Source organism: Agrobacterium tumefaciens (assembly GCA_025559845.1).
Lineage (GTDB): Bacteria > Pseudomonadota > Alphaproteobacteria > Rhizobiales > Rhizobiaceae > Agrobacterium.
The window spans coordinates 1,129,841-1,147,374 of the sequence record CP048470.1 but is presented as its reverse complement, the minus strand read 5'-3'; the positions used below and the strand labels follow the sequence as shown (position 1 = coordinate 1,147,374).

16 protein-coding genes are annotated in these 17,534 nt (G+C 57.6%); 4 read left to right on the top strand and 12 right to left on the bottom strand.

The window, feature by feature from the left end; translation table 11 throughout:
- Positions 1-8 precede the first annotated feature (8 nt).
- From FY156_21650 to FY156_21605, 10 genes are all read right to left on the bottom strand, one after another.
- Positions 9-794, bottom strand: a complete 786-nt coding sequence (locus FY156_21650; GenBank protein UXS04112.1) for a TIM barrel protein — start codon at positions 792-794, stop codon at positions 9-11.
- A complete protein-coding gene (locus FY156_21645; protein ID UXS04111.1) occupies positions 791-1,825 on the bottom strand; it encodes a hydroxyacid dehydrogenase in 1,035 nt (344 codons plus the stop codon). Before FY156_21645 ends, FY156_21650 begins: the two co-directional genes overlap by 4 nt.
- On the bottom strand, positions 1,822-2,991 hold the full coding sequence (locus tag FY156_21640; GenBank protein UXS04110.1) for an SGNH/GDSL hydrolase family protein: 1,170 nt from the start codon (positions 2,989-2,991) through the stop codon (positions 1,822-1,824). Before FY156_21640 ends, FY156_21645 begins: the two co-directional genes overlap by 4 nt.
- A gap of 15 nt (positions 2,992-3,006) precedes the next feature.
- Positions 3,007-3,756 carry an SDR family oxidoreductase gene (locus FY156_21635; protein ID UXS04109.1) on the bottom strand — a complete coding sequence of 250 codons (750 nt, stop codon included), beginning with the start codon at positions 3,754-3,756 and terminating at the stop codon, positions 3,007-3,009.
- Between the two features lie 18 nt (positions 3,757-3,774).
- Complete coding sequence (locus tag FY156_21630; GenBank protein ID UXS04108.1) at positions 3,775-6,105, bottom strand: DUF4962 domain-containing protein; 2,331 nt, start codon at positions 6,103-6,105, stop codon at positions 3,775-3,777.
- A gap of 70 nt (positions 6,106-6,175) precedes the next feature.
- On the bottom strand, positions 6,176-7,705 hold the full coding sequence (locus tag FY156_21625; protein UXS05190.1) for an extracellular solute-binding protein: 1,530 nt from the start codon (positions 7,703-7,705) through the stop codon (positions 6,176-6,178).
- Positions 7,706-7,765: 60 nt separating this feature from the next.
- Complete coding sequence (locus FY156_21620; GenBank protein UXS04107.1) at positions 7,766-8,647, bottom strand: carbohydrate ABC transporter permease; 882 nt, start codon at positions 8,645-8,647, stop codon at positions 7,766-7,768.
- A 10-nt stretch (positions 8,648-8,657) separates the two neighbouring features.
- Positions 8,658-9,587, bottom strand: coding sequence for a sugar ABC transporter permease (locus tag FY156_21615; GenBank protein ID UXS04106.1), 930 nt, complete (start codon positions 9,585-9,587; stop codon positions 8,658-8,660).
- The gene (gene ugpC, locus FY156_21610; protein ID UXS04105.1) at positions 9,584-10,699 is read right to left on the bottom strand and encodes a sn-glycerol-3-phosphate ABC transporter ATP-binding protein UgpC; all 1,116 of its coding nucleotides are present in this window, start codon (positions 10,697-10,699) and stop codon (positions 9,584-9,586) included. Before ugpC ends, FY156_21615 begins: the two co-directional genes overlap by 4 nt.
- A gap of 34 nt (positions 10,700-10,733) precedes the next feature.
- Positions 10,734-11,444 (bottom strand): GntR family transcriptional regulator, encoded by a 711-nt coding sequence (locus FY156_21605; protein UXS05189.1) that lies wholly within the window; start codon positions 11,442-11,444, stop codon positions 10,734-10,736.
- A 268-nt stretch (positions 11,445-11,712) separates the two neighbouring features.
- Between FY156_21605 and FY156_21600 the strand changes: the two genes are divergently transcribed.
- Entirely contained in the window at positions 11,713-12,423 is a 711-nt protein-coding gene (locus FY156_21600) for a ribonuclease activity regulator RraA (GenBank protein UXS04104.1), read from the top strand.
- A 15-nt stretch (positions 12,424-12,438) separates the two neighbouring features.
- Here the strand turns inward: FY156_21600 and FY156_21595 are convergent, their stop codons facing one another.
- Positions 12,439-13,482, bottom strand: coding sequence for an NAD(P)H-binding protein (locus tag FY156_21595; GenBank protein ID UXS04103.1), 1,044 nt, complete (start codon positions 13,480-13,482; stop codon positions 12,439-12,441).
- A 79-nt stretch (positions 13,483-13,561) separates the two neighbouring features.
- Between FY156_21595 and FY156_21590 the strand changes: the two genes are divergently transcribed.
- Positions 13,562-13,897: a helix-turn-helix transcriptional regulator gene (locus tag FY156_21590; GenBank protein ID UXS04102.1), complete on the top strand. Its 336-nt coding sequence runs from the start codon at positions 13,562-13,564 to the stop codon at positions 13,895-13,897.
- A 385-nt stretch (positions 13,898-14,282) separates the two neighbouring features.
- On the top strand, positions 14,283-15,563 hold the full coding sequence (locus FY156_21585) for an MFS transporter (GenBank protein UXS04101.1): 1,281 nt from the start codon (positions 14,283-14,285) through the stop codon (positions 15,561-15,563).
- 65 nt (positions 15,564-15,628) lie between these two features.
- On the opposite strand, the gene FY156_21580 is transcribed toward FY156_21585, so the two are convergent.
- Positions 15,629-16,549: a LysR family transcriptional regulator gene (locus FY156_21580; GenBank protein UXS04100.1), complete on the bottom strand. Its 921-nt coding sequence runs from the start codon at positions 16,547-16,549 to the stop codon at positions 15,629-15,631.
- A gap of 124 nt (positions 16,550-16,673) precedes the next feature.
- Between FY156_21580 and FY156_21575 the strand changes: the two genes are divergently transcribed.
- Positions 16,674-17,510 carry a transporter substrate-binding domain-containing protein gene (locus FY156_21575; GenBank protein ID UXS04099.1) on the top strand — a complete coding sequence of 279 codons (837 nt, stop codon included), beginning with the start codon at positions 16,674-16,676 and terminating at the stop codon, positions 17,508-17,510.
- Positions 17,511-17,534 lie beyond the last annotated feature (24 nt).

Sequence of the window (17,534 nt, the reverse complement as noted above, 5' to 3'; positions counted from 1 at the left end):
AAAAACTCCTATCGCCACCAGCTACGCGCTGCCGTCAGCGCGTCGTCCAGAGGTGGCAGTTCGGGATGCCAATGGCGCTCCCATTCGAGACTGAGGGGTATTTGTCGATCACTCGATCGAAGCAGTGAAATCAGGTCCGCCATGGGAAAGTTGCCGTGGCCGGGCAGCACGTAGCGTCGGCGTCCTGCATCATCTAGCCTGCTGTCCTTGACGTGCAGATGGACAACGCTTTTGGCAATGTTTTGCCAGACGGTTGCGAGATCGGAGCCCTTGGCCCAGGTATGATGAGTATCCCACAAGATCCGCGCTGTCGGCACGCGCTCGACAAAAGCGAAGAGCTGTCTAGAATCCGCTAGTGCATCGTGGGTCTCGATCATCAGATCGACACTGAGTTGGCGCGACTGTCGCAGTGCCTGCCAATCACTCAGCAGCTTTTCAGCGTGCGACATGTCTTCAGCGCTTAACTGCCCGCCGCCATCGAAAATACGAAGATGTGCGATCCCCGCCGCTTCGGCCCAGGGGATGAATGGTTCAACGGCGGAGAGGTCTTCGCTTTCGAACAATCGGACCGACGTGTTGAGTGCAGCCGCCCTGAGATTGCGTCCGGTCAGGAAAGTGGCAAACCGGTCAGGGCTGCCAAATTCAGCCTCCAGTGCCGCGATCAGATCGACCGTACCGGCCAGCGTCCGCAATTCCACACATGCGATGCCATGGTGTTGGGCGAGGTCGGCGACCTCGTGCAGATTGAGTTCAGAACAGCCGAGTGTCGAAAAGCTGTAGTCGAACGTCTTCATGCCATGCGCTCCATATCCTGCTTGAAAACGGGGTGCAGAGGTGGAAGGCCAGCGATGAAACGCTCGATTTCCGTGATGGCGAGATCGGACAGCGCCCGCAATTCATTGCCCAGCGCCCCGGCAATATGTGGGGTGAGAACGACATTGGGCAGATCGTAGAAGAGACTGTCGGTCGGTAGAGGCTCCGGTTCCGGCGTGTCGATCAGGATGCGCAGCCGTCCGGATTTTGCTTCCAACAGCAATGCATCGTGGTCGACGAGCCAGCCGCGCGCAGTGTTGATGAAGACCGCATGGTCGGGCATCAATGCAAGCTCGCGGGCGCCAATCATGTGGCGGGTTTCCGGCAGGATCGGTGCATGCAGCGAAACCACGTCGGACCAGGCGAGAAGCGCATGCAGGTCCATTTTCGTTGCACCCAGGGCCGAGGCGTCTGCCTCGGAGAGATAGGGGTCGTAAACGCCGATCTCGAAATTTCCCCGTCCAAGCATTTCGATCACCAGTCGCCCGATGCGGGATGCGCCGACAATGCCGATCCTGCGATCATAGTTGCCGAGGTATGGCAGGCTCATACCGCGCCGACTGCCAAAGCCGCCGGTGCCGCGCTCTTTCCGGTGCTCATCGCGCAGGCGAAACACATCCTTGCAGCACATGATGATTGCTGCGTAGGTGAACTCGGCCACCGGCACGGCCATGGCGGATGCCGCCGTCGTCACCAGAATATTGGACGTTTCCCAAAATTCGGGAGGTGCGACGCTGCGCACCGATGAAGCGGCATAAGCCAGCATTTTCAGTTTTGGTGCCCGGGAAAGGCGTTCTCTTGTCAGCGATGGCGTACCCCATGCTGCCAGCAGAATATCGGCCTCCGCCAAGGCCTTGCTTCCTTCTGCCGTGTCGAAATCCGTGCAGGGAAAACCCGCAATGATGTCCGTTACGGCATTCAGCCGTGCCCATTCTCGCGATCCGAAGAACCCTTTGGGAAGCTCTTCGCGCATGGCGATCAACAGCCGTGGTTTGTCAGGGGACTTTTTCATGCGCGCACCGGGCTGGAAACGGGCCGGACATCAATGCGAGAAACGTCGATTGCGATTGGGTTTGATCCGGGCCGCAACAGGATATCGAGATAGAGTTCGGGCGGCGCGCTACCCGGCCGGAGTTTTAACGGTGGCGTACGCAGTGCGCCTTTCCATCGGATATCGGGGAAAGAAAAAACTGTGCCATCGTTGTCGCGGAAGGGAGCGAGCGCTGTTGCTTCCTGTCCTTCCGTCGCAACATCTTTCAGGCGTAGCGATATGCCAAGCACCCCCTCATGCGCAGGTACGTCGACGTCGCAGATCGCTTCCAGCCAGACGCCCGTGCCGGGGTGAACAAGCTCTCCGCCGAGACGGTGGTTCTTTTCAATCATCTCTTTCACGACCCGCGCTGACGCGTCCGGCGCCAGATTGCCGGCTGGGTTGTTGATCGGATCGAAACGGTCGTCTCTTGCCAGAATGCGATCGGCGGCGCGGGGCACAATCGTTTCGAGATAGGTTGCCAGCAGCTTTCCGACGGCGAAGGCACCCGGCACCGAAAAATGGGTGCCATCGTCGGAATAGCCCGGATAAGGCTCACCGAATTCGCTCTCAGGGTCGACCCAGACCGCGTTCCAATCGAACACATGGCAATTGGCGTGGCTTGCGGCAAACTCGATACTCTGGCGGTTGATCCAGTGCGCTTTTGCCCGTTCGGCACCGCCAGCCGGCCATTTTCCGATGCTGCGGGCCAGTATGGGGAGCAGGATCACGGTCTTTCCGGCGTCGAGCAAGGTCGATGCGATCCGTGCCCGTGTATCGGCGATCGTCTGACGGCTCTCCACCATCATGTCGTTGGTGCCGGCATCGACCAGGATCAGATCGAAATCCGATTGCAACAGTCGCGGCAGGCGCCGCTCGATCTCGACCGCTTTTTGGCCGGAAACCCCGAAATTGAGGCCGGAAAAGAAGCGGCTGACACCGGGCCGATTGCTGGGCTCCCAGCCGGATGGGACGGACGGATCATGATGGACCGGGCAGCTTAGCCTGCCATGCGACAGGACCTCTGCCCAACTCATCCAGCCGCGTGCCGATGTGGCAAGCGAGCCCGCGTCGCCGATATGGTTCTGCTGGACGAGCGATGTTCCGAGCACGGCAATTCGGCTCGCCCTTGGTAACGATACGGACATGGTTTTACCAGGATATCAGGAGAACAGAACGCCGCCATTGATGTCGTAGCAGGCGCCGGTGATGTAGGCAGCATCATCAGATGTCAGGAATGCCACCAGACCGGCGACGTCCTCGCTCGACCCTTCACGCTTCAGCGATGTGGCACCGGCCACCCGTTCGCGCACCTCGGGTTTGGTGAAGGTGTCGTGGAAGGTTGTCGAGATCATCCCGGGGCAGACGGCGTTGACGCGAATGTTTGGGCCGGCTTCCTTGGCGAGGCCGCGGGTGAAGGTCATGACGGCGCCCTTGGAGGTCGCATAGGCGAGCGCGCCCGGACCGCCGCCATCGCGACCGGCCTGCGATGAGAAGGTGACGATTGCACCACCCTTCGCCATCTTCGGCAACGCTGCCTTTGCGGTGAGGAAGAGCGAGGTGAGGTTGACGTCGAGTACCTGGTGCCAGAAGGCTTCGTCCATTTCGGCAATCGTCTTGCGGGCAATCAGGCCACCAGCGACATGTACGAGACCGTGAATCTCGCCAAACTTGTCGACAGCGGTCGAAATCGCCGCCTCGACGTCGCTTGCTTTGGTAAGATCCGCCCTGATCGCGATGGCCGAGCCTCCGATTTTTTCGATTTCGGCAACGGCTGTGGCCGCGCCATCGGCTGCACCGTTATAGGTCAGCACGACATTGGCACCTTCCTGCGCAAAACGGATGGCGCATGCACGGCCGATATCCCGGCCTGCACCGGCGACGACAACAGTCTTGTTGGTGAAACGTTGCATTTGAAAACCTCGCATTGACTAGAATTGCTTGGGAAGGGAGAGCTTGAAACGCTCGTCGTCGACATCGCTGAAGTAGATGTCTGTCGAAAAACCCTGATCGTCGATGAAGCTGAAAATCCGCTTCGGTTCGTTCAGGCTGTAGGGCACGAGAAGGGTGACCAGGCGATGCCGGGTTGAGGCCGGGACAGTCGCGCAGACGTGATGATGGATATCGAGACCCTCGAATTCCTTCGGGTCGATCTCGGGAAATCCTTCAATGGCTGTGATTTGCGGTGTGCCTGCCGACGAGAAGACGAACTGACCGTAGAAACCCGCTTTCTTGCCTGTGTATCGAAAACTCGATCGACCGGTCTGCGGTGCCCCGAGAGTATGGCAGAGCCATTGCAGTTCCTGGGGTTCTTCGCATTCAACCTCATCGACAAACACGAAATAGCTGTCGTTGACGAAGTGGATTTCGCGTTCTGCCTTGCGGACCAGCGGATTAGCAACCTGGTAGGCGGCCGTTGCATCGCCAAGGATGCGAACATGACCGGGCTTTTCCTCCACGGAAACAATACGACCCGCGGCCCGCCGTGCCAGCGCCTTGTCTTTTTCCGCATATTGGCCTTTGCCACCAATCAGCACCGCATTTTTCGAGCGTGTCTGCCGGCGCCAGTTCAGGTGCATCTGTGAATTGAAGGCGACATAATATCCCGACTGGATCGCAAGGTCTTCGCCATAGGCATAAAGCGCAAAGGCATTCTGATCGCCATGGCTGTGGCTGAGCGATCCATACGGGCTCGATTTGAAGACGAACTGCAGATGCCGGTCCGGGTCTTCCATATGTTTCTGGATGGTCACCCAGCCGATATCGTCAAACACGGCAAGTGCTGGCAGGTCAGCCGGCGAGACGGGCTCGACTTGGCGGTAATCATGGCGATAGACCAGATCATCAAAATTCAGATCCCACCAACCGTAATTGTAAAAGGCCATTTCCGTCCCGGCCGCATCATTTTTGAGGCGATCGAAATACCATTGATAATGACCGTTGCCGGTTACCCCTGCAAACTGCCGCACATTGTAGCCCACCTTCAGTCCGGGAAGATCGCCCAGGGTGGAATCGTCACCGAAATTGGCACGGCGGGTGCCGGGCGCCTTGGTGTAAAGCGGGAACCGTCCGGTGTTCTGGAAGAACGGTCGCTGGTAGAGATCGTAACCGATATAGGAGCGGATCAGGTTGGCGGCTTCGATGAGATAGGCCATACCGGTCATCCAGTAATGTGGCCCTTCGGCCCAGCCGCCATCGGTTCCCGCCCATGGCGAATAAAGCGTGGCGAGGAACTCAACTGTATAGTCGAGCCATTCGCCGGCTTCGTCGCTTTCCCCGAGTAGAGAAATGCAGGCGGGGGTGAGGACGGCAGACAGCGAACGAACGGCGTGGCTGTCATAAGGGAAGACGTGAATGCGCGCATGGGCTGTCACATGGTCTGCGACTTCACGCGTCCGACGCAGCAGCACATTTCTGACGGTCTCTCGTTCGTCTGCGCTCAAATGGTCGTAAAGCCAGTCGTAACCCCAGGCGAGGGCGACAACGACGCGGAACCCTGCCTCGTCGTTGTAGGCGCGCGATGTTGCGCCATTAGGGTCCCAGGCGGCAACGGATAACAGCCAGTCTCGGGCTTTATCGAGAAGGTCTTCCCGTCCCAAGACCCGACCGGCAATCGCCAGATGGCGGATTGCGTAAATCACTTCCTGGCAATCGATATACATCTGGCGCCACAGCGCCGCGACGCGGATGTTGTTCGGGTAAGGCTGCGGTTCTGGCATGATCGGCCGGTCGATCCAGGGTTCTACCGACTTTTCGAAAAAGTCGGTCCAGCCGCAATGGTCAGGGTCTTTGGCGACGGCGTCGGCGAAGACTTTCAACTGATCGGGATTGAGCCAGAGCCTCGGATGGGATCTGTGGGCAGCCTCATGACGGGCCGCCCTGCTGGGTACTGGTGTTTTGGGCAGTGCCGCGACGATCTCGAAACTGCGCACTTTGCTCCAGTTCGAAAGGGGCGCTGCAGCATTCTGGTCCCAAAGGGCATAGGCCCAATGATAGTGGCCTTCCGCCAGGGCTTCATCCGGCGTGAAGAAATTCCAGGCGAGGTCTTCGAAGGTGTGCGTCTTCGCGTCTGAAAATCCGGGATCGGTCGAGATGCGCAGAACGTAGCGTGCGCCATCATCGATATCGGGCAGCCAGGAAAAACGCGGCGGGTTCTCGGTGGGCGGTGTTTGCTCGCTCGGCATGTAACCAATGGTCAAGGAACCGGGGCGCGGTTCATCGAGATGAGCTTGTCTGGCAATCGCCGAGGCAGAGGGACGCATTGCGCTCTAACTCCTTAAAAAGCAAATGGAAAGGATGGCGGCGACAGGGCCGCCATCATGATAGACAGTGTTATTGTGCCGCCTTGTACTGACGGTCGTAGGCCGATTGCATGATCTTGATGACCTCGTCGTAACCGAGCGCTGTCAGCCTTTTTTTGTAGGCATCCCAGCCGGTATCGACGTCCTGGGCGCCAAGCACCCATGTCTGCTGCATCTCGGTCATGTAGGTGAGAAGGCTCGGCCAGTAACGGTCGAAGGTCGCCTTTTCCTCGGCGTTCAAAGACACGCCCATGAACTCGTCCTTGAGGCAGTTGCACTTGTCGTAGAGATCGATGCCTTCCAGCGCGATCTTGTTGGTCCACTGGCGCTCGTATTCGTAGTCCATCCAGTAGCCGCGCGGCACCTGGGCGCCGACGGCCCAAAGCTGGGCGTTCACCGGGTCCTTGTTCTCCAGCACTTCCTTTTTGAACTGCGGCTTGCCGTCGACCATTTCGAAGGTTTGACCCTCGACGCCGAAATTCGACAGGATGCGGCCTTGCTGCGAGAACCAGAAATCGAAGTACTTGATCGTTTCGACCGGGTGTTCGTTGGTGGCCGAAATTGCCCAGCCGACGGGCTGAACACGCAGCCGTCGCGCATCCTCGAAGCGTTGACCCGATACGGTCTTGGGCGGCAGCATGGGCTTCAGCGCGAAACCTTCGATCTTTGGCGACAGGGCGTCGTTATAGGTCGAGGTACTGGCGAACCAGTCATGCGTCATGCCACCGAGATTGTTGCCAAGAAGATATTCACGCGAACGGGCGCCGCGGGTGAAGATCTCCTTGTCGATCAGGCCTTCCTTGTACCACTTGGCAACATTTGAAATCCCAACCTTGTAGTTCTCTTCAGCCCAGGGATGGCGGAGCTGTCCGTCGTAGACAGCAAAGTCTCCGTAACGCTCGGACCCTGAAACGCGGGCGTCCCAGAGATTGATGAGACGGACCGCATCGATTTCCTCACGGGCAAAATACGGAACTTCATCCTTTTTACCGTTGCCGTTCGGGTCTTTGTCCCTGAACGCCTTGAGGACCTCGTAGACCTCTTCCGGCGTTTCGGGCTGTTTCAGTCCCAGCTTGTCGAGCCAGTCCTGGCGGACAAACCAGCCACGCGAATATTTCCCGTCTGGCACATATGGAATGAAATAGAGTTTGCCATCCGGTCCGGAAATCGCATTGCGAATGTCCTTGTGGCTATCGAAAAAGGCTTTCAGGTTTGGTGCATGTTCCTCGATCAGCTCGTCGAGCGGGATGAAGGCCCCTTCAAGACCATAGCGGATGAAGTCTTCCTTCAGGCCGCCGGAAGCGTCGCCGCCGACGATATCGGGAAGATCACCCGAGGCGATCAACAGGTTGAAGGCATCGCGACTGCTGGTCGTCGCCAGCGATGCGACGTTGCGGACGTGGATGTTGGTGATCTCCGCAGCTTTCTGCTCCACCGGCCACTTTTCCGAATAGACGTATTTGTCGCGGAAGTGGAAATGGATTGTCAGCTCCAACGGATCTTCTGATATCTTGCCGGCATCTTGTGCAAAGGCCGGCAAGGCCATTGTCGCTGCTGTCATCAACGCCAGAAGGGGCGCGCCTTTTCGTAGTTTTCTCACAGGTTCTCCTCCCTTGTGCTGCTACTCTTTGACTCCGCCCAGCAGAATTCCTTTGGTGAAATACTTCTGCGCGTAGGGGTAAATGATGAGGACGGGGATGATCGACGCGATCATGATCGCGGATGTAACGGTCTCGAATGAGTAATGGGCGGTCAGCAGGCTCGAGGCGAATTCGTCGTTCGAATTGAGATCGACGACGACGCGTTTCAGATAGACCTGCAGCGGGATCTTCTCCTCCCCCCGCAGCAGGACCATGGCCCAAAAATATCCGTTCCAGCGCGACACGATGCAAAACAGAGCAACGGTAACGATGGCCGGCTTGGAAAGCGGAATGAACACCTTCCAGAGCAGTTGCAGCTCGCTGGCGCCGTCCATTTTGGCGGCTTCCTCGAAGGATTTTGGGACCGCCTCGAAGAAGTTGCGCAGCAGGATGACGTTGAAGGCGCTTGCTGCAAAGCCGATGATGATGCCGAAACGGCTGTCAAGCAGGCCAAGATCGCGCATGTTCAGGAAGAACGGGATCATGCCGGCGTGGAACCAGAGCGTGAAGGCAATGGCTATGTTGAAGAAGGTGCGGCCGCGCAGACGCTTGCGCGACAGCGCATAAGCGCCGGGGATCATGATCAGCAGGCTCATGAACGTGCCGCCGAATGTGTAGATGAATGTGTTGCCGTAAGCGATCCAGAACATTCTGTCGGAGAGAACGTGCTCATAGGCTGCGAGCGTGACATCGACCGGCCACAACGTTACGCGGCCTGCAGTTACGGCAGCGCCGGACGAGATTGAAACAGCCGCCACGTAGATGAAGGGATAAAGCGTCGACAGAACGAACAGTCCGAGAAGAATGGCGTTGGCCCAGCCAAAAATCTTGTCGCCGCGCGAATAGAGATTGAAATTTTTCATTTTCAGCTCCTCACCAAAGCGATGTCGACGAGACTCTTCGGCTGATGCGGTTTGCCGAATAGACTAGGACGAAAGCGATCACCGCATTGAACAGGCCGGCAGCCGTGGCCAGATCGTACTGGGTGCCCTGCAGACCGGTGCGGTAGATGAAGGTCGAAACGACGTCTGCCGTCTCGTAGGTGGAAGGGCGATAGAGAAGGATTATGTATTCGAAACCGACCTCGACCAGGTTGCCGATTCGGATAATCAGCATGATGACGATCGTGGGCAGAATGCAGGGCAGCGTGATCCGCCACATCATCTGCCAGCGTGATGCCCCATCGACCCGTGCGGATTCGTAGAGGGTTGGGCTGACACCGGCGATTGCTGCCAGATAGACGATCGATTCAAACCCCGATTCTTTCCAGACCGACGAGCCGATGAACACGGGTCGGAACCATTCGGGTTGAGTGAGGAAGTATATCGGTTCAAGCCCGATGCCCTTCAGCAGAAGATTGACGATGCCGATGGAGGGCGAGAGGAAGTTGATGACGATGCCTGCAACGATCACCACAGAAATGAAGTGGGGAAGGTAAACGATCGTCTGGGCCCAGCGCTTGCCGATTTCGCTCTGAACTTCGTTGAACATCAGGGCCAGAATGATCGGGACCGGAAATGCGAAGATCAGACCGAGGCCACTGATGGTGATGGTGTTCCAGAAGGCACGAACGAACATGTCGTTCTGGAAAAGCTCGATGAAGTTGGCAAAGCCGACGAAGGGACTTTTCTCGATGCCACGGAAGATCGAAAAGTCCTGAAAGGCGATGATAAGGCCGTACATCGGTTTGTAGAGAAAGAGCGCAAACCAGATGGCCATGGGTGCGAGCAGCAAATAGAGCTGCCAGTCGCGGCGCACATCTTCCCAGAGATCGTGGAGCGACTCCTGAAGATACTGTTTCATGACTTTGCCCCGCTGGCGGTCTTGAGAGACCGGCCGCTTGTGGCGTCGAAGACATGGATGCGTGCCGAATCGATTCCGAGCCGGGTAATGCCGTTGAGGGCGTGATCGGCATAAAGCGTCTCTGCCTTGGCGATGAAGGACTGGCCGTTGGCCTTGCCGTGCAACAGGGCCTCGGCACCGAGAGGCTCAACGAGCTCGATGCTGCAATTGAGCACTTCCTGCCCATCGCCAGCTTTCACGGACATGATTTCCGGTCTGATGCCGAGTTTCACCGACTGGCCCGGCGTCGCGTTCCGGGCAAAGGCCTCGGGGATTGTCAGGCTTTGTGCCACGTCACCCGAGATAACGGCCTGTGCGCGGCCATCCTGCTTGTCGATCGTCGCGTCGAAAAGGTTCATGGGCGGCGAGCCGATGAAGCTCGCCACGAATGTATTAGCCGGCTCAAGAAAGACTTCCATCGGCGACCCGACCTGCTCGATGTTGCCGCGGTTCATGATGACGATGCGGTCCGCCAGCGTCATCGCTTCGACCTGATCGTGTGTCACATAGACGCTGGTCGCCTGCATGCGCTTGTGCAGTTGCTTGATTTCGGCACGCATGTGGGTGCGCAATTTGGCATCGAGATTGGAGAGGGGCTCGTCGAAGAGGAAAATCTTGGGGCGGCGAACGATCGCCCTGCCCATGGCAACACGTTGGCGTTGGCCACCGGAAAGGTCGGCAGGCTTGCGCCCCAGATATTCAGTCAGGCTGAGGATCTGTGCGGCTTCGGCAACGGCCTTGTCGATCACATCCTTTTTTTCACCCCGGACACGCAGGCCGAATGCGATGTTTTCGGCGACGTTCAGATGCGGATAGAGCGCATAGTTCTGGAACACCATGGCGACATCGCGGTCTTTCGGAGCGATCTTGTTGACGACCCGACCGTCGATGGAGACGGTGCCGTCGGAGATGTCTTCCAGCCCGGCAAGCATGCGCAGTGTGGTGGATTTTCCGCATCCCGATGGCCCGACGAGCACAACGAATTCCTGCGGTTGAATGGAAAGATTGATGCCATGGACGACTTCGAGAGCGCCGTAACGCTTGACGACATCGTTGATTTGAACTGCAGACATGAAAGGCCCCTCCTCAAAAGCCTTGAATGTTCCGTCAGGCGGGGGCCTTGGCTCCTCGTGGCACACGCTTCCTCGTGACGCGTGTGTTGACCTGCTCGATGAAGGTCCAGATTTTGGGGTTCTTGGAGAGTTCCGCGATCTTGGATTCTAGTGATCCGAGATGACGCTGAATGGCTTCGTGTGCCGCCTCGACATTGCCGGATTCGATCGCGTTTACGATCGCTTCGTGCTCCTCGATCACCTTCTCGGTGCGGCGAACTGCAAACACCCGCTTCAGGTGTCGCATACGGTCCATTTCGCCCTTGGCCTGGTTGACGACGCTCCAGGCGCCGGGCAGCCGGGCTGCGGCAAAGATCGTACGGTGAAACTCTTCATCCAGCAGGAAGAAGTCGGTGAACTCTTCATCGTCGGCTGCGATGCGCTGCTGGGAAAGACATGTTTTCAGCCGGGCAATGTCTTCAAGCGAATGCCGCTTCGTTGCCTCGATGACGGCGCCTTCTTCGAGCTTGAATCGGATGAAGCAGGCTTCCATGTAACGCTGCACATCGATCGGCGAAATATAGGTGCCGCCTTGTGGCACGACGGTAACGAAACCTTCTTCGGCCAGGCGAATGATCGCTTCGCGCACCGGTGTCTTGCTGACATGCAGGAGCGCCGCGATTTCCTTCTCAGAAAGCGCTCGTCCTGGAAGCAGCTTCACCTCGACAATCAGTTTGCGAAGGAGCGCATGCACCCGACTGGTCATGTTTCCATCCTCGGGCAAATCGCGTGGGGTCACGAGATCAGAGAGCGGCAGCGATGGGAATTCGATTGCGTTAGACATATCAATTACCAAACTGAGATATCAGAATAGAACTTGACATATCTGTTGTTTTTTTGAGAGTCAAGCGCATCACGGCAGCGGCATGAGTGATTGCCATCGAAGATTTTTCTGGCCGCTGCTGATTTAGGCCTCAGCCTGGAGGGCAGAGACCGCAAAGTTGCGTGCGTAAAACACACATCAAGGAGGAACGATGAAATCCGAAACCCGTGACAAGCTGATGGGTGTATCCGTCGCCACGCTCTGCTCGGCGCTCTACAAGCGCGGACTGAAAAACCAGACGATCCAGGACGTTCGGCCGGTGCGGCCGAAGGGCCGCAACATGGTCGGCCCCGCCTTCACCTTGCGCTATATGCCGGCGCGGGAGGATCGCAATCCGATGACGGTGTTCCGTGATCCGAAACACCCGCAACGCCATGCGATCGAAACCTGCCCGGAAGGCCATGTGCTGGTCATGGATAGCCGCAAGGATGCCCGCGCGGCTTCGGCCGGGGATATTCTCATCACCCGACTGATGGTGCGCGGCGGGGCAGGGGTGATCACCGATGGTGGTTTTCGTGATGCGATGACGATCGGCGAACTGGATATGCCCGCCTATCATCACCGGCCATCCAGCCCGACCAATCTGACGCTGCACGAAGCGATCGATATCAATGTGCCGATCGGCTGCGGTGATGTTGCGGTGTTTCCGGGCGACATCATGGTGGGCGACGACGACAGCGTGATCGTCATTCCGGCGGAAATCGCCGACGAGATTGCCGATGAAGCGGTCGAAATGACAGCCTATGAGGATTTCGTCGTCGAAAGGGTCAAGGAAGGGCACACCATCATCGGGCTCTATCCGGCGACGGAGGAGAACAATCTCGCGCTCTTTGCCAAATGGCGGGAAGTAAACGGGCGGTAAGCTGTTATCGGCCGCCTATTGGCCCGTCAATTGCTCATCGATCTCGGTGACGAAAACGCCGTCAGCCGCAAGGTGGTGGGCATATCGCTCGATAGAAAAGACCTGATCGATATGCCATACGCCTGCTGGAATGGAGGTATCGACCAAAAGACGCGCCGTCTCCGCCGCCATCAATGCCGTGATCGCGGCCTCCTGCCTTCCCTCAAGGCGGATCGACCGCTGAAACCCTATGCCGTTTCGTGTTCCTTCCACGGCTACATAGAGCGCGGCGCGATCGGAACCGAGCCGGAAACGCATCATGCAATTTCTGGTCAGATCGCGCAGACGTGGACGACTGGCAAGCAAGGGAAGCAGGCGAAACAGCAACCTGCTGATGGCGGGGCTATCGAATGTCATGAGCGTACGCACGTCACCGATACCAAGTGATCGGCGAAGGACATGCTGGTCGGCAAAATCGAAGGGTATTGCCGGATAGTTTCGCCCGTTGCGATCGAACGGCAGATTTTCAACGCGCGCAGATTTGAAGTTTCGAAGCGTCCAGTCAATGGCTGCGGGCCCATGGCTATCGCCGATGCCCAGAAGAATGCCGATGCGGGCTTGCGAGACAAAATCCAGTTTTTCGGTACAGGCCTTCACCATGAGATTTGTAAGCCCGGGTGCCAGACCAACAGACAGGAGCGCTCTGCCGCCGTGCGCCTTCGTGGTCGATTGGAGCTGTTCGACCTTCTGGAAGAACATGTCGTCCGCAGTGATATCGATAAGGGCAAGGCCACGATTTAAAACGTATTCGACGAAACGTGTGTCTATCTGGTCTATGCATATGATGACGATTGTGATGCCCGTAAGTGTTGCGTTCCAGCTTTCGGGCTCCCCCAGATCGATCCTTGCGGCGTCACATCGGAGGGTTGCCGCGACAGACTTCGCCTTCGTTTTGTTTCGCCCGGCGATCCGGACATCGAAACGGCTATCGTCGGTTAGACGGCGCGCGATCTGATGTCCGACGTGACCGTATCCGCCGACAACGAGAATGCCCGGCCTATTCTGATTGATATTTTCCATCTGACCTTCTGCCTTTGCGCGCACCGCCGAAAACACTATGTTCCGCCGAATCGATTGATCCGCCTGGCAGACAAAGCAGATGGGCTCTGAACTATCCAAACGGGAAGAACCGGCGTTTCCGACAAGTCCGTCCCAATGTCCTGTCGAGGATTGGCTGACGTTTCTTGGACACAAGTGGAGCGCGTTGATCCTGTGGCGTCTCTCTGGTCGGGACCATGGCTTCTCGGATCTGATGGACGCTCTGCCCGGTATCACTGCGAAGGTGTTGACGGATCGTCTTGCGGGCTTTGTCGAAAGAGGGTTGATCGTGCGCTCGTCCGCATCAACCTTTCCGCGCCGAACAACCTACGCCCTGACCGACATGGGACGAGAGGTCTCTGCTACGCTGCAGAAGATTTACGACTGGGCGCGTTGAGGCAGAGTTTCGGCATCAGGAATTGCGTTCACTCCCGCTTTAGAACCTCGGGATTTTCAGCTTGATGCTGCACGGTTGCTGAGAGCTGAGATCGAGATGGCGGAAAGACGCAATTTGGCCATCATGATGTCGCTTTCAGGCAGGAAGTCTGGTCGTATTCAGACGAAACAAGCGTCGAATTTTGAACATTCAAGACAGCCTCCTGCGGAGGGTCTGTCGGAACCAGCCTTGGATTGATTGCTGTGTAAAAAGCCAGATATCAGTGCGCTGACAACCGCGTCGATGACGCGGGACAGTCTCCGGCGGCTTTTCGGGTCGTTACGGCAAGGTGACAAGCCCTGAAATCGGCGTCGCCATCCTCGAAAAACAAAAAATTGAGAACTCCATGTCTAGGCAAATCCTGGCAACGGTGATGGCGCCGCTTCTCGGTCTCTTCATCCTCAGCGTTGGCAACAGCTTTCTGTCTTCCGTCACCACGTTGCGTCTTGACGCCGGCGGCGCCTCGCCGACGATGATTGGCATCGTGTCCTCCGCCTATTTCGTCGGTCTGACGATCGGCGCAATGTTTCATGACCGCCTGATTGTGCGGATTGGCCACATTCGCGCCTATGGCAGTTTCGCGTCGCTTGGTGTGGTCTGCATTCTCATGCAGGTTCTGTCGAATGACTGGATGGTCTGGCTATTTGCCAGGTTGATCTACGGCTGGACCACCGTCGGTGTCTTTCTGGTCATTGAAAGCTGGCTGCTGCTGGCATCGGATCAGAGTGTTCGCGGTCGGTTTCTGGCCCTCTATATGATCGCGTTTTATGGCGCAGGCGCTCTCGGTCAGGCGCTTCTCGGCACGGTCGGTGGTCTCGGAGACGCAGCCCCTTTCATCGTTGCTGCCATGCTGGCAGCGTTGTCAGTGCTGCCCATCGTTATTCTGCCGCGGGAAATGCCGACGATGGAGCGGGTAGAGGCGCTCAAGCCTTTGCAACTATTTCAAATGTCGCCGAGCGGCGTGGTCGGCTGTTTTGGGTCGGGGATCGCGATCGCAGCCGTCTACACACTGTTTCCCCTCTATCTGCAGAACATCGGCCTGCAGGTGGATGAGATCGGAAAGATGATGGCCTACGTCATTCTGGGCGCCATGGTGTTACAATATCCAGTCGGGCGATGGTCCGACAAGCAGGATCGTCGAGTCGTTCTCATCACTCTCGCGGCGCTGTGTCTGGCGCTCTGCGCGGCTGTTCTCTGGCTTCCCCATAGTGCGACGACGCTGATGATCACGCTCTTCCTGCTGGGTGGCGGTATCTTTGCGATCTATCCTGTTTCCGTCAGTTTCTCGGCTGACCGTGCTTCGGCGGATTCTCTTGTGCCGATGATCCAGGGAATGCTTCTCGTCAATTCGATCGGCTCGGCAATCAGCCCGATCACAATTTCCGCCGCGATGAGCCGCTTCGGAGCGCCAGGGCTGTTCTGGTCGCTTGCCCTCCTCAATCTCCTGCTGATGCTGTTCTTCATATGGCGTCGTGGTGCCCGGCCGGAGTCCACGCCGGTCGCGCCCTTTGCGCCTGCGACAGCGATGTCGCCGACAGGTGCGGAAATCCGCGTCACCGACGAAATGGTCCAGGGTGTCCTGGATCATGACCGAGCGGGCGAAGTGGAAACGGCCAAGGAATCTTGACTGCATCGGATATGTGCATCAGCGGCGCTTAAATCAGTTTTACGGCATGGGCGCCTCGAATAAACTCAAGGCAGACATGTCCAATGGCCTTGGTCGCCCAGCGACTTTATGACCGATATCAGGATATTGCGCACCTCGATCATCGCGCGTGTTGGTGGGTGATCGACCGGCATGTCGAGGATCAGGCGGCGCGAGAGATCGGGGCTTGAAACGGGTATGGCGGCGAGTGTGTCCTGCTGCACGTCGGCATGAACAGCGCCTCTGCCCAGGATGCTGAAACCCAGCCCGGCGCGAATGGCGGCCTTGGTGCTGGCCAGACCTTCAATTTCACGAACGATGTTCAGGTCACGTCCGAGCATCAAGGCCTGTCGCTCCAGCAAGACGCGGATACCGTGGCGTCGGGTTGGCATGATCAGCGGCAGGGACAGTGCCTTTTCGACAGCGATCTGCTGTTGCCCGCCGTCAAACGCACCGACTGGGCCCACTGCATAAAGCCGCTCGTCGAAGAGCGGAACTGAGGCTGCCTTGGCGGCGTCTACCAGGTTGACGGCAAGATCGTAAAGACGGGTATCGATTGCCGCGCGAAGCGTCTGGCTGTCGCCTTCGCTGATGGTCAGGCGGATCTGCGGGAACATTTTTTCGCAGGCTTCGAACACAGGAACGGAGAGAATAGGTGACAGCGAACTGAGAATACCGAGCGATACCTCGCCTGTGGGGTTTTTGGCCCGTTCTCTTGTCGCTGCCTCCGCCTGTTCGACCGCACGCAGGATTGCCTGGGTATGAGACAGCAGTGTCTGGCCTGCATCGGTCAGAACAACGCCGCGCGAGGTGCGATTGAGCAGCAGGACACCCAGATATTCTTCGAGTGAACGCATGTGCAGGCTAAGCGGTGGCTGGGCAACGCCTAATTCGCGCGATGCCCTCGTAAATGATCCGAGTTCCGCGATTTTGGCAAAGTAGCGCATTTTCAACAGATCAAGGGTCATTTCATCCTCCGATGAGGTCATACCATAAAGCTATAACAAGTATCTGCAATATATATTTGTTGGAATAGCAGCCTTGGCCTAGGTTTCTCATGCAGCGAGAGGAAGCGCTGCCAAGGAGGAACAGATGAAATTTGCAAAGCTTATGACACTCGCCGCAATTGGCGCGGCGCTTTTCTCGACCGTTGCTGCAGCCGAGCAGCTTGATGATATCAAGAAGGCCGGCGTTTTGAATTGCGGCGTTCTGACCAATTCGCCACCACTTGGCTTCCAGGACGCAAAGACCCGTGAACCTGCCGGTTATGAAATCGAAATCTGCGGCATGTTCGCGAAATATCTCGGCGTCAGCGCCAAGATGACCGCTGTGTCGCCGCAGACGCGTATGGCTGAGCTGACCCAGGGCCGCGTCGACATTCTGTCATCCCTCCTGAGCTACAGCAAGGAACGCGCCGAGCAGGTGGATTTCAGCGGCGCCTATATCGCTGAAGATTTCAATTTCGTGGTGCTCGATCAGTCGGACATCAAGGCGGTGGCTGATCTCTCTGGTCAGCGCATCGGACTGGTCAAGGGCTCAGTGCTGATCCCGCTGACGGAAAAGCGCCTGCCGGACGCACGCATCCTGTCGTTCGAAACGAGCGCCGCCTCGTTCCTCGCTCTGCAGCAGGGCAAGGTGAAAGCGACCGTTTACCGCTATTCCGAAGGCAAGGCCGTGCAACGCAACGCGGGTACGGAGATCAAGGGGCTGCGCTTCCTTGACGAACCGCTCCTGTCGATGCCGTCCGGCTTCGGTTTCCGCAAGGGATCGCCTGAGCTGGTCAAGCAGGCAAATGCATTCCTGGCTGAACTGGAAACCAATGGCGAAGGTCAGAAACTCTTCGACAAGTGGCTGGGCAAGGATTCCGACCTGAAGGCAACGCGCAAGTTCGAGTTCGGAAAGCCGCAGGAAAGCTGGTTCACGAACTGATCTCCATCGCATACGGCATACGGG